This is a genomic window from Shewanella sp. SM73, assembly GCF_025653795.1.
GTDB lineage: Bacteria > Pseudomonadota > Gammaproteobacteria > Enterobacterales > Shewanellaceae > Shewanella > Shewanella oncorhynchi.
In genome coordinates this window covers 133,467-147,051 of sequence record NZ_JAKKRY010000001.1, presented here as the reverse complement: position 1 = coordinate 147,051, position 13,585 = coordinate 133,467, and the positions used below count along the sequence as shown (strand labels likewise).

At 42.4% G+C, this 13,585-nt stretch carries 9 protein-coding genes; 3 read left to right on the top strand and 6 right to left on the bottom strand.

The window, feature by feature from the left end; all coding sequences use genetic code 11:
• Positions 1–4: 4 nt before the first annotated feature.
• Positions 5–964: a 23S rRNA pseudouridine(955/2504/2580) synthase RluC gene (rluC, locus tag L5M51_RS00665; RefSeq protein ID WP_049821723.1), complete on the bottom strand. Its 960-nt coding sequence runs from the start codon at positions 962–964 to the stop codon at positions 5–7.
• Between the two features lie 542 nt (positions 965–1,506).
• Between rluC and rne the strand changes: the two genes are divergently transcribed.
• Positions 1,507–4,947, top strand: a complete 3,441-nt coding sequence (rne, locus tag L5M51_RS00660) for a ribonuclease E (RefSeq protein ID WP_263171122.1) — start codon at positions 1,507–1,509, stop codon at positions 4,945–4,947.
• A gap of 1,019 nt (positions 4,948–5,966) precedes the next feature.
• Here the strand turns inward: rne and L5M51_RS00655 are convergent.
• The 4 genes from L5M51_RS00655 to L5M51_RS00640 all read right to left on the bottom strand — a co-directional run bounded on the left by L5M51_RS00655 (position 5,967) and on the right by L5M51_RS00640 (position 8,884).
• Positions 5,967–6,176: a cold-shock protein gene (locus L5M51_RS00655; RefSeq protein ID WP_263171120.1), complete on the bottom strand. Its 210-nt coding sequence runs from the start codon at positions 6,174–6,176 to the stop codon at positions 5,967–5,969.
• A gap of 307 nt (positions 6,177–6,483) precedes the next feature.
• Complete coding sequence (gene rlmA, locus L5M51_RS00650; protein ID WP_131523929.1) at positions 6,484–7,299, bottom strand: 23S rRNA (guanine(745)-N(1))-methyltransferase; 816 nt, start codon at positions 7,297–7,299, stop codon at positions 6,484–6,486.
• 40 nt (positions 7,300–7,339) lie between these two features.
• Positions 7,340–8,188, bottom strand: coding sequence for a hypothetical protein (locus tag L5M51_RS00645; protein ID WP_263171118.1), 849 nt, complete (start codon positions 8,186–8,188; stop codon positions 7,340–7,342).
• A 288-nt stretch (positions 8,189–8,476) separates the two neighbouring features.
• A complete protein-coding gene (locus tag L5M51_RS00640) occupies positions 8,477–8,884 on the bottom strand; it encodes a DUF1398 family protein (protein WP_168823739.1) in 408 nt (135 codons plus the stop codon).
• Between the two features lie 452 nt (positions 8,885–9,336).
• Between L5M51_RS00640 and L5M51_RS00635 the strand changes: the two genes are divergently transcribed.
• Positions 9,337–10,260: a hypothetical protein gene (locus L5M51_RS00635; RefSeq protein WP_263171117.1), complete on the top strand. Its 924-nt coding sequence runs from the start codon at positions 9,337–9,339 to the stop codon at positions 10,258–10,260.
• A gap of 174 nt (positions 10,261–10,434) precedes the next feature.
• Here the strand turns inward: L5M51_RS00635 and L5M51_RS00630 are convergent, their stop codons facing one another.
• Positions 10,435–12,681 carry a TonB-dependent receptor gene (locus L5M51_RS00630; RefSeq protein WP_263171115.1) on the bottom strand — a complete coding sequence of 749 codons (2,247 nt, stop codon included), beginning with the start codon at positions 12,679–12,681 and terminating at the stop codon, positions 10,435–10,437.
• A gap of 232 nt (positions 12,682–12,913) precedes the next feature.
• Between L5M51_RS00630 and L5M51_RS00625 the strand changes: the two genes are divergently transcribed.
• Positions 12,914–13,375 carry a Fur family transcriptional regulator gene (locus tag L5M51_RS00625; protein ID WP_049821724.1) on the top strand — a complete coding sequence of 154 codons (462 nt, stop codon included), beginning with the start codon at positions 12,914–12,916 and terminating at the stop codon, positions 13,373–13,375.
• The last annotated feature ends 210 nt before the right edge of the window (positions 13,376–13,585 follow it).

Genomic DNA, 13,585 nt, shown 5'->3' with positions numbered 1-13,585 from the left:
TCGATTACGCACGCTTTAACTTATCGAGTAATTGCGATAAATTTTCATCTAAAGGCGCTGAAACCCGCATCACTTCATCATTTTCTGGATGAATGAACATCAATTCAGCGGCATGTAAAAAGAGTCGAGTTAAGCCTAAAGACCGCATGCTATCGTCAAACCCTTGCTCGCTGTACTTATCATCACAGGCGATAGGATGACCGGCAAATTGGCAATGCACCCGAATTTGATGAGTACGTCCAGTGACAGGGCTTGCCTTCACTAAAGTACAACCTTGGTAACGCTGCATAATTTTAAAGCGCGTTTCTGAAGGTTTACCTTCCGCATTAACACGCACAATGCGCTCACCGGATTTGAGGGTAATTTTCAATAAAGGCTGTTTAACGGCTTTATCTTGAGCAGACCATTCACCTTTAACTAAGGCCAAATAGTCTTTCTGCATCTTTTTATACCGAAGCTGATCATGCAGATGTTTAAGCGCGCTACGCTTTTTCGCCACCAACAACACGCCCGAAGTATCTTTATCGAGACGATGTACTAGCTCTAAAAACTTTTGTTGAGGACGCAGTGAACGCAATGCTTCAATCACACCGTAATCGACTCCACTACCACCATGCACGGCAATGCCAGCAGGTTTATTCAGCACGATCAAATGATTGTCTTCATGCAAAATACGATCTTCGAGTTGCGAGACTTTACTTAAGTTCGCCGATGGTGCGGTACGGTTATCCGGCTCTGCCACGCGGACTGGCGGAATACGTACTATGTCGCCAATCTGCAACTTGTACTCGGGTTTGATGCGTTTCTTATTCACTCGAACCTCGCCCTTGCGGACAATGCGATAGATCATGCTTTTCGGCACGCCCTTCAGCTTGGTCATTAAGTAGTTATCGATACGCTGTTCGAAGTGATCTTCATCAATCGTGATCAACTGAACCTGTTGTGGGGTGGATTCTATATTCATGATGCGCCATCTAATTATAACGGTCGCCATTGTACAACAACTGAGAAGAATTGTGCCTTTCCATTGCTGAATTTTTTGATTATTGCTATATTTCACCAGCGATTAGGGATAAGCCGTGAATAAAGTGTTCACAACGCCCTGATCCCAAGCGGAAAATTTAACGGATAAAAAAAGATTTTCTTGATAGCAAATCATTGATTTGCAAATCGTATATAGAGTAAAAATACCACAAATGCGTTTTTTACGATTAAATCGAGAAAGTCACCTTACTTTAATAAGGTTTACCCTAGGTTTTCCTCCCCGATTTCGAAGGATATTTTAACTTGTCGTCAGACAAACCGATTCGACTTGGGCATTACCGGAACGAAACTAAAGAATTTATGGGGTTGGTTGATGTTTTACAACGAATTCCTTGTTTTTGTAATCATTAAAAAATAAGCCATAAATAGGATGCGACACGCAGCGACTGCGTCTAACAGTAATGCGCACCTCTTGCCTAGCCACCAGCCGTGAGGCTCAGTTGACCTACTGCTAGGCCCGTAATGCAGCGAAGCGCGATGTTTGATGACCTCTATTTAAAGAAGAATGACGTCATCATGAAACGTATGTTAATCAATGCAACTCAATCAGAAGAGTTGCGTGTTGCCCTTGTTGATGGGCAACAACTGTATGATCTAGACATTGAAAGCCCAGGTCATGAGCAAAAAAAATCAAACATTTACAAAGGTAAAATTACCCGAGTAGAACCGTCTTTAGAAGCCGCTTTCGTCGACTACGGTGCCGATCGTCACGGCTTTTTGCCACTGAAAGAAATCGCTAGAGAATATTTCCCGAAGGGGTATTCGTTCCAAGGTCGCCCAAACATCAAAGAAGTGGTCAGTGAAGGACAGGAAGTTATTGTCCAAATTGACAAAGAAGAACGCGGCAATAAAGGTGCAGCCTTAACGACCTTCATCAGCCTTGCAGGCTCTTACTTAGTATTAATGCCAAACAACCCACGTGCTGGCGGGATTTCTCGTCGTATCGAAGGTGATGAACGCACTGAGCTAAAAGAAGCGATGGCTGACTTAGAAGTGCCTGCGGGCATGGGTCTTATCGTGCGTACTGCGGGTGTAGGCAAAGAATCTGCCGAGTTAAAGTGGGACTTAAAAGTTCTACAACACCACTGGGCGGCGATCACCGAAGCTTCACAAGTTAAAGGCGCACCTTTCTTAATTCACCAAGAAAGCAATGTGATAGTTCGCGCTATTCGTGACTATTTACGCCGTGACGTGGGCGAAATCCTCATCGATCATCCACGTATTTTTGAAGAAGCGAAGCAACATATCGCCTTAGTTCGCCCTGATTTCGTTGAGCGCGTAAAACTGTACGAAGCTGAAGTGCCATTATTCACTCACTTCCAAATCGAATCACAAATTGAATCCGCCTTCCAACGCGAAGTACGTCTGCCATCTGGCGGTTCGATTGTTATCGACCCAACTGAAGCGTTAACCTCAATCGATATCAACTCTGCCCGTGCCACTAAAGGCGGCGATATTGAAGAAACAGCACTTAACACTAACCTCGAAGCCGCCGATGAAATTGCCCGTCAATTGCGTCTCCGCGACTTAGGTGGCTTAGTGGTTATCGACTTTATCGATATGACGCCAGTGCGTCATCAGCGTGAAGTTGAAAACCGTTTACGTGATGCTGTGCACCACGATCGTGCTCGCGTGCAGTTAGGTCGCATTTCTCGTTTCGGTTTGATGGAAATGTCGCGTCAACGTCTGCGTCCCTCTTTAGAAGAATCTGCAGCGCATATCTGCCCTCGCTGTCATGGCCAAGGCACGATTCGCAGTACCGAGTCTTTAGCACTGTCAATTTTACGTTTGATGGAAGAAGAAGCCATCAAAGAAAACACCTCACAAATCGAAGCGATTGTGCCTGTGGATGTTGCAGCTTTCTTGTTAAACGAGAAACGCAAAGCCATTCGCATCACAGAACAGCGTCACGATGTCGAAGTGTATGTGATACCTGACGCACACATGATGACGCCTGATTACCGAGTGATCCGTCACCGTAGTGATGATGAAATCAGTGAATCAAGCTATAAGCGTATAGAGCATCCTGAAGCCAAATTGTATGAGCCACGCAAACTGGAACGTACTGCGGCGCCTATTCCGGCATTAAAAGGTTTTGCAGCGCCACAAAAAGTAGAACAAGCCCCATCACCAACGGTGAAAGTTGAAGCGCCACAACCAGGCATCTTCAGCAAGCTTGTGAGTGCAATCAGTGCCATGTTTGCGCCAAGTGAAAAAGCTGAACCCGTAAAAGTTGTTGAAACTAAAGCAACTGATACCAGTGCGGCTAACGCAAATCGCCGTAACCGTCGTAATGACACTCGCCGCCCACGCAATGCCCAAGATGCCGACAAAGCAAAAGAAGGCACTCGTGAGCCGCGTAGCCGCAATCCAAAAAAGCCGACTGATGCAGTAGTCAGCACACAAGAACGTCCAGTACGCGAAAAAGAAGAAGCGGCTAAACGTCCAGCTAAAGCTGAACCGAAGCCACGCGTACAAGCGCCAAAAGATGTTGTTGCCGACATTGAAGCAGATGATGCTCCTAAGCAAGAAGTCGCCCGCGAGCGTCGTCAGCGCCGTAACATGCGTCGTAAGGTGCGTATCGATAATGGCCATAATACGCCAGATAATGCGATCCCAATTGCACCTGAAGATGCCGCAGAAGTGTTAGCGGAAATTGCAGCCCTTAACGCCGCAGCGGCAAGCACTATCAGTGTTAATGCCAAAGCTGAAGTCATTGCCCAAACGCCAGTAGAAACTAAAGCGCCAAGAACACGTCGCCAGCCTCGTAAGGAAGCTCCACCTGCTCAAGAAGCGCAAGAAAATATTGTGCTAGAAGAGACAACTGTAATTTCTACTGTAGTAGAAACACCTGCTGTTGATGCTGTTAACATAGCTGAAAACACCTTGGTTGACACAACAGCTCATACTGTAGCAGCGAATGCTGTATCGCAAGATAGCGAAGTTGATGCAGACAACGAAAATGCGAATGCTGATGATCAATCAAAACGCGAGCAAAGAGATGGTCAACGTCGTAGCCGTCGTAGCCCTCGCCACCTTCGTGCAGCGGGTCAACGTCGTCGTCGCGACGAAGATGACCAAGGTACATCAACGCCAGCGCAATTCGTTCCTAATGACGAATTAGGTGCTGACCAAGAGTACCCAAGCGAAATCATCAGTGTTCGAGTGGAAACTCCTGTTGTTGCAACTCAAACAACAGCGGTAACTGAAGCGGCCGTAAAAACTGCTGACGTCGAAATAGCTGAAACCAGTTCAACTCCAGCTGTTGAAGCTCCTGCTGTTGTTAAAGTAGAAGCAAAAGTTGAGCCTCAGCCTCAAGCAAATGACGTTGCAGCAGTTGAAACTCAGCAAGTTGAAACTAAACCTGTTGTGACTAAAACCACTGAAACGAAAGCGGAAGAGCCAAAGGCTGCTGACGTAAAAGTTGACCTTGCGTCAATCGTTGAAACTCAGGTGACCAGCGTTACTGCTGAAGCCGTAGTCGTTGTAGTCCCATCAGTTGAAAGCTCAGTGACTAAATCAGTAGCAGTACCCAAAGCTGAAGCAGCTAAAACCGAAACACTTGTCGAGCCAAGTGTTGCACCGAGCGCTGAAGTAAAAGAAGCCGTGAAAGCAACAGCCTCTGCGCCAATGGCCAGACCGGCAGCTATCGTTAAGCCTCAAGCCACAGTACAAACAGCTCCAACAACACCGCAAATCACGGATGCAGTTGTTGTCAGCAAGCCGAAAGCCGCTAGCCGCTTTGGCTCTATGGTGTCTTCGGATATGACCAAGCCTGTCGTTGAAGTGAGAGAACAAGTGGCAGTCCCTAAAGGACGAGAGTATGAGAATACTGCGAACGAAGAGTCTACAGCCAAAATCAAACTCGCTAATGGTGCAGAGTCGGATATGGCGCGTCCATAATCACTTAAGCTAAACCAGAAAAGCCATGCAATTGCATGGCTTTTTTATTTACACTGTAATACTCCACAATATTTAAATTTAGCTCTATCCATTTTTCGGCTTAATCGTAGTCCCTTGAATAACATAACCCATCAAAAGTTCCTCGGTATATAGTTCTCAACTTTAAGTATTCTTGTGTTGTCACTAACGTCACATTAGAAGCAATAAACATGCTAACAAAATATCAGGCCAATACCCGCCAGTAGAAAGGGCTCTTAATCCATTTAGTGCTAACTGTAGACCCCTCCTTTATAAGTTAGGAAAACTAGTCGAGGGAAAGCATTATTCCGCTATAAAGTAGCCGATAATTAAGTTGGATTAGCAGCCTAAAGCTTCTGTCGGAAATACTTAAATGTACGAAATGCAAGGCATCTCAATAGCCATATTCGTTTTTTGGTCGGCTCCAAACTACATCATAAATAAGCTAGTGTTCTTTAATATCAAGCACTAAATGCTTTGCCAGCCTCAACTCTTTACTACAAGGCTTTCAGCCTTAGGTGCAGCTTAGTATATGTAGGATAACTAAGTGCAAGAAATGCAAGTGCACCAATCATATTCGGCAATATCTGAAGTCACTGATTTACAACAAATGAATGATTAGACACATTCGCGTTCGACATTGAATATAAGATTACGCAAAAAATAAACTCGATAAGAGTAAGCGTTAAGAGTTAAGAGTTAAGAGTTAACATATAATGGAATTGAATGTTACAGGGGTAAAAATAAGGAGAGTGTATCAAATGGTTTTATTGAAAATCTTGGAGATATCAGAATTGGATTCTAACAGAGAAAGATTAGAGGATTAACTTCAGATTTAAGCATTAAATTAATGCGACATGTTAAGTGGATCTCGTCGCTTATACTGGATTCAACAATCTAAACTAAATGAAATCTTATTTTCGCACAAATAAAAAGAGCCACGGAATTAACCATAGCCCTTTAATCCATTGCTATCAGCTCTAGGCTAACAGCACTGAAAATTAACCAATGATAGTTACGTTTTCAGCTTGTGGACCTTTTTGACCTTGAGTCACAGTGAAAGACACTTTTTGGCCTTCATCAAGAGTTTTGAAACCGTCAGAGTTAATCGCACGGAAGTGTACGAATACATCTGGACCAGATTCTTGCTCAATGAATCCGAAACCTTTGTCAGAGTTGAACCACTTAACAACACCAATAACTTGAGACATAATATAAATCCTGTAAATAAAAAATTAAAGCCTTAACGGCGGGTGGAGCTGGAAAATGCCGGTATTACTTATGTTTACAGGACGAACTGGTCGTATTGAACACATAAATATAAGCCCAACCTTCAAGCTGATAAGACTATAAACCATTCTAAAGATAAGTCAACACACTGCGACACTTTGGATTATTTATTTTGCCTAAATCTACTTTACGGTTTTGCAACCGGCTAGCAGAACACTAGGTTCATGCTGTTTAGCAAGTACAGTTAAGCATTTTAAATAATTTATTTCAATAGCTTAATCTTATTGCTTACTTTGAAATCCGATGCACTTCAATTTGGAAATCCAATTCACAGTTCAGTCCTTGCAATGCAAATGCTTGCTTTTGGGCATGAGTAAACTTCCAAGCATAGGGCGTCATTTCTAAAAAATGAGCAATATGTTCACTGTTTGCCAGTTCTAACTGGGAGATTAAGCGCTCCTGATGAAGACACACAAATCCAGCAATATGCGCTGTGGAAACGGGATGTAATCTTGGCTCAGCATAAATTTGTTGTTTCAACGCAAAATGGTGTAAAGGTCCCGGAGAAACCGTTATCAGTAAGCCTCCATCAGCCATAATCCGTTGTAACTCTTCTACTTTTGAAGGGGCATAAATACGAATGGCAAGATCGACACTTTGGGATGCGATTGGCATTTCATAGGCACTTGCGACACAAAATTGCAAATTAGGGTAACGTTTAGCTGCATATTTAATTGCAGACTTAGAAATATCTATACCTTGTAAATTGCAATCATGGTGCTGGCTCAACACATGGAATAAACGTTGACTGTAGTATCCTTCCCCACAGCCTATATCGAGGATTTGTTTTGCTTCGGCACCAAACTCAAGTGCGAGCTCATTCACTCTATCACTCAAACCTTGATAGTAACCCGCGTTTAAAAATTCACGCCGAGCAAACATCATCTGTTTATTATCACCAGGATCTTTTGAGTTTTTCTTCTGTACAGGTAATAAGTTGACATAGCCTTCTTTGGCCATATCAAACTTATGTTGCTGTGAACAACCCCAAGTTCGCTCCGTTAACGTCAGTGGGGCGGCACACAGGGGACATAAATAATGCATAATGGACTCTTATCATTTAGCTAAATTTGGGTAAAAAAGTTTACGTTTCGTCTTCCATCAATCGGTCTACCATCAGGATCAATTCCGGTGAAGCGAGTAATTCATAACACTCTAATTTTCTTAATAGCTTATCAGTGTTATCGACATCATTAGCAGCGCGGCTGTAGTTTGGTCGCTCAAACATATGGGTATAGGTTCTAAATAACCATTGTTGTTTCTGCAGTAGCAAGGGATCGATCCTTAATACTTCATCAGCAAGGCTGGCGTGACATTGACCAAGCTCCCCGCGCATAAACGCCTGCAATTCTAATCTAACCTGCTCGATTTCAGTCATGTAAATTGCAAGAGATTCAGATGATGCGGCATAGTCGTAGTGCCTTGCTAACAGTGCTTTAGCAACCATTAACGCTTTGGGCTCATGCAAAACCCGCAAATCCGCTTCTAAGGGTACTAACTCAAACTTTGAATTGGCTTGTAAGGCAAAAGTTAAGTAACTATTTGCACCTATTAAGTCATTATCTGCACCTAAATGACGAGTCGTATCTAAGGTAAAAGATACACCTCGCCTCAATTCAGCCGCACAAAATTTCGCAGCAGTTCCCATCCGTGTATAAAGCCTAAAACCTTGCCCAAGGCTGCGGGTTATTGGTGTATTGAAAGCCTGAGGGCTTTGCGGTAACGATTCGACCTTAAGACCCATAAACGGCTGGAAGCGGATGACTATATTTTGCTGAATTCCGGCTTCAGCTATGACGATAATCTCTAGTAAAGGGGCATTGATCGCCTGCGACACAATAAAATCACTCACATCGTCGGGTAGCCGTAATGTGAGTATTGATGCCTTTGCAACATCAAGCACCATAGGTTCATTTAGAAATTGATGGTACATAAGACATTATTCTCCTATTTAACCGCAATTGTACCGTCCAATACCAATTAAAATCACCCCGTAAACCATTACCATCGCAAGATATGACTTAATCTTCATGATGCCGTAAATCGGCATTCGAGAAATAGTAGTGACATTGCGTGGTAGCATATTTATGCCTCCAGTGATCTATAACGTTAAGCACAGGAAGATGTAAGTGACGTATACAATGAACTTCACGTAACCATTCACCCAATGTAAAACTCACGATGCACCCTGCCCAGAAAGTGGCGAGCCTAGTCAGCATTGTTAGACATCGCTCGGCTTAGCGCCAGAAAACCATTCGGTATGCTGGTCACCTTGACGGCCAAAATAGGTTACACGTTTACCTCGCAAAAACACGAAATAACCTTGAACTCCTGCATTCATAGCGCGCTGGCAGAAAAGCCGAAAATTTTGCCCATGCTGCTGACTATCCAAGATGGCAGCTCTGAGTTCAATCACATTAAAATTTTCAGCAATTAATGGAAGTCCCTCAAATGATAAAGGTGATTGCACTGTAGAACCTACTGCGCTATAGAAAGTAAATGACTTCAAGGCATAGTCTACATAGTAATACTCGACACCTTCAGCAATAAGATTGCCGACAATTTGAGGAAATGGTATTAATCCAGACAAGGTTGCTTGTGCAGATTCTAAAATTTTATCCGAGTTCATTGATGTCCTCTCTGGGTCTTGAGTGGTCAATTTATATGTTCAACATCAGCAGTAGAGCCAAAGTGATAGCACTGTAAAAACGTGGAGCATACGCCAGCGCTGGTTAAACGCTCAAAGCACGTTCTCATAAATGATTAACGCAATAAACACGACCTTCAAACTTCCCCCAAAATCGTTGCCAGACTACAAACACGTTTATGCATATATAACGTAAAGCCATATTAAAAACACTATGGCTAAAGAACATAAGGACTTTAAAATATTCTGCGAGCCACTCGCACCCAGTGCCAACACCGTTGGGGTGTCTAAATTGATTTACAACTCACATAAACCCAAACTAAAAAAATGTATCATTTACACTTATCATCTGTTTCTTTATCCCGCAAACCATCTAGGCTACTGCTAAAATAAGCACACCGAATCAATTTCAACCTCTAGCAATGAGTTTATTGATGGATAATTTACAGCGACTGGGCATTATTTTTTGTATTCTTTCCCTGTGGGTCTTGGCAAACATACCCGTCACTTATGCTAATGATCAATTCATTATCAATCAGTCAGAATCCAAGCTTGATCACAGATATCAGTATACTTATGACCTTTTACAATTAGTTATTGATGCAACCAAAGCCGATTTTGGTGAAGCATCACTGCAAGTCTCAGATCTAATAATGAGTCGAAATCGTATCTTCAGAGCATTACAAGAGGGTGAAACCATCAATGTTATTGCAGAAGCCTCTAACCTACAGTGGAATAAACAGCTTATTCCAATAAAAATTCCCATTAGAAAAGGCATTCAGGGATTTAGAATTTTTATTATTAAAAAGGAAAATGTATCTAGGTTAGCCCAAATCACCTCGCTAGCGCAGTTAACTGCTCTTGATACTGGTTCAGGTAGCCAATGGTCGACTAAAGTTGCCATGCAACAAGCAGGATTTAAAATTATAGAAAGCAATCAATATGACAGTTTATTTAATATGCTATCAAAAGGACGGTTTATAACATTTGGCCGCGGAGTGAATGAAGTATTTCAAGAGGTTGAGCAGTTTAATCAACAATATCCAGATCTCGTTGTTGATGAAAGCATCATGCTACATATTCCACTAGCGACATATTATTATGTTTCGCTTAACAAACCTCGCTTAGCTCAGCGAATACAAATTGGCCTCCAGAGAATTATCGATAATGGTCAATTTGACCAGTTATTTTATCAACGCCATTGCGATTTTTTGATAAAAAGTAAATTGAATCAACGATTAGTTTTTAAAATTGACAATCCTTTTATATCTGAATCAGAAATGACTTCCATTGTCGGTAAAGATTTCTTACTCAATCCAATGGATGACTTTTCCATATTATGTAAGAAATATCATTGAATAGGCTTCATCAGATAAACGCTTAGGGTCCGTCATGACTTAAAAATATCTCTCGGAAAATGGGATAAAAAACAGCAAATCGCGGCTTGAATTGAAGGAGGTTAGATTTTTGGCCTTGGGTATCTAGAAATCAAACGAAAACCTTCAAGGCCATTAGCCTTGAAGGAAACTTTTTTAGAATTGCACTCTGACACCAATAGCCGCTGTGCGACCTGGCATAGGGGATAAATGCCTTAGGAAACTGTTATGTGGGCGCGCATCTACATCGGTAAGATTATCTAAGCTTAGGTAGAATTGAGTCGGCACTTTCGAAATGACTTGATCTAAAGTGATATTGGCTCCGAGCAAAGCATAAGATTCAGAGGGCCTCTCAAATTTGTTAACGTCACCTTGTGAATGATAGCGAACATAATCGATGGACACAGTAAGCGCATCATACTGCCAATTTAGTGCAGTGCCTGTTTTGGATTGTGGTGTTCGAGGCATTGAAGTGCCTTCTAACCTGCGGCGAAAGTATTCGTCCCGCTCACCTGCGAGAGGTGGGCGAGTACTAAAGATGTCGTAACTACCATCGTATTGATATCTAGGAGTATTTCTCACTCTGTCAGTAAATGCGCTAAGCTCAAAAACTCCCCACCTTTGCCACGGGAAGGTATAGATAGCTTGTACCTCTAACCCTTGATTGTTTGTATCTGCTTGGCGCCATTCACGAACATAAGCACCATTACGCTCAAGGCCTGTACTACCAAGATAAATAAAATCATTGAATTGATTTTGATACCAACTTGCCATTAGCTGTAAATCGGCGATTTTAGCGGTGGTATTTATTTCAAAGGAGTGATTAATTTCCTTTTTAAGATTTGAGCTGCCCTGTTCTTCAATTAACAGAGCATAGTGTGGGTTACTGGCGTAAAGCTCATTCATTTCAGGAGCACGCTCGGCATGAACGTAATTGACTCGTGTTGACCAATTTTGCAATATGTCCCATTGCAGTGATCCTGAGTAGCTTTGGAGATAAAAATTTCTATCTTTAACATTCGCTCCTGAGCCTCGACCTACCTTGTAACCCTCTGCGTTTACTTGGTGCTTAATCGCATCATAACGACCTCCAAACTCAAAAGTAACCGGACCAAAGTGCAGGGTTTGTAGCGTATAGGCCGCATAGTTTTGACTATCGACATCAGGCATGTAATTGTCATAGCCCTCCCCTTTGTAGGCTTTAGTGTCGTACTGCAATCCTAAGACACCATCAAAGTTTGATGTCCAACTATGATAGAGCTTAGGGCTAATGACCCAAGAGGTAAGTTCGAATTGGTTAACAGATACCTCAGCCATATGCTCATCATCGACTTGATTCGAATAGGCGCCATCGAGGCTAAATGAGTTTATCCAATTGTCATCCCAGTTTTCGACATACTTCATATCTACGCGATCACCACGGGAGAAAATTCGAATATTACCCCGTTGATCAAAATCCACTGGTGCGCTGCTGCCACGACGCATAAATCCCGGAATACCGCGATGAGTGTCCGTATAACCATAAGCCAAACCCAAAAGACGTTGTTGGCCAGTGTAGCTTCCGCCTGCCGAGAATGATGATGTGTGGTGGCTGCTGTTAAGCACAGTGCCATTACTGTCTATTGAGTAGTCGGTGATAATTTGTTGTTCTAAAGGTGTAGCATCTTCATAGCGTTTTAATTGATTGTTCATCTGCCACACAGGTTGCGCATATTTGATTTGGCATAGATCGGCAAACTGTGCGGCACCTACGACTTTTGACCACGTTTTACAATCGCTGTCTTTAGAATATCCAGGAATATCGTAGTCACCACGGTCTTTGTTGATCATATTCAGCGCAAAGTTAAAAGATTCATTCCCTGCGGTAAGTTTTGCCAGTGCGGTACTTGTACTATTGAAGCCAACTTTCACTTCAGCGCGGCTGTTAAACCCATTGATTGGGCCCAATGGAATACGACCATCTTGGAGATCAACAATGCCTGCCATCGCTTGCCCACCATAGGCAATAACAGCTGTAGGACCTTTAATGACCAAGATACTGTCAGCAAGAAAGGGCTCGATGGGGATGTATTGATCCTCACTCACCGACGACATATCCTCAACTTGAGTTCCATTGAGCAACATTTTAACCCTGTTTCCACCAAATCCACGGATTTGTGGCCTACCCGATGAGCTACCAAAAAAACCACTGTCTACCCCCGGTAATTGGCTTAAAGTTTCTCCTAAGGTATCGGCTTTACGATTATTAAGTTCATCGCCGCTGAGTTCGATTTTACTGGCTTGTATTCTTTGACTTAGTGGTTTTTCTAAAGCATGCCCAGTGACATTGATACGTTCAATAGGTTCTGCTGAAACAGCTAAAGTGCCAACACCTAATAACAGAAGGTATTTGTGGAAGTTCATTTTGTGGGTCGTCTCCATATGATTACTGTCGAAACAAATGATATGTTACAACGTATCATTATGTATCAATCGGGTTCAATATAAATGAAAGTAAATTAAGTTACTGATTGTAAATGGCAATCAGAACAACACTCGGTATGGTGACTGATGATTGCTAACAAAGATTGTCATTAGAAGGGGTGGATCAGGTAAACTGTGCAAGTATGATCATTTCAAAAAAATTGGCAGTTCTATGACGGGAAAAAATCTTGATTTACTGCGTGAAGTAGTGAAAAAGTGTGAAGAAAAAGGCATCAATCTTACCAGTAAGCGCAAAAAAGTACTTATCGTATTACAGGAACATGATGTTCCTTTGTCTGCCTATGAAATTGCCGATGTGTTAAAACAAAGTTTGGGCGAGAGTTTACCCATAATGTCTATCTATCGCATGTTGGATTTCTTAGTACAGGAACAATTAGTGCATAAGTTATTAACAGTGAATAAGTATATTGCCTGCCATCATGTATGCGATCATCACATTCACAATCAATTTTTAATTTGTAATACTTGTCAAAAAGTCACGGAGATAGCATTGCCCACTGCTCTTGTTGAACAGTTACAGTTGAATGTTAGCCAAGCGGAATTTACCTTATCGAGCCCACAGCTTGAATTAGCGGGTTGGTGTCATGAATGTCAGCAGCAACATAATAGTTAAGTTATGTACATTAACTAATTTGGAACGCTATTTATCATGGTTGCTGAACTTATCCCATACTCACAGTAACGCTATAAATCCCCCAGCCTCCGACATTCTGGTCGATAATGTCCGTCTAAAATCGTGGATATGCCAGTCTTGATGTCATATCGCGGACCAGCTCATTAATAGAAGCAACATTACCCGGTCGCTTGCCGTGGGAAAGCGCCA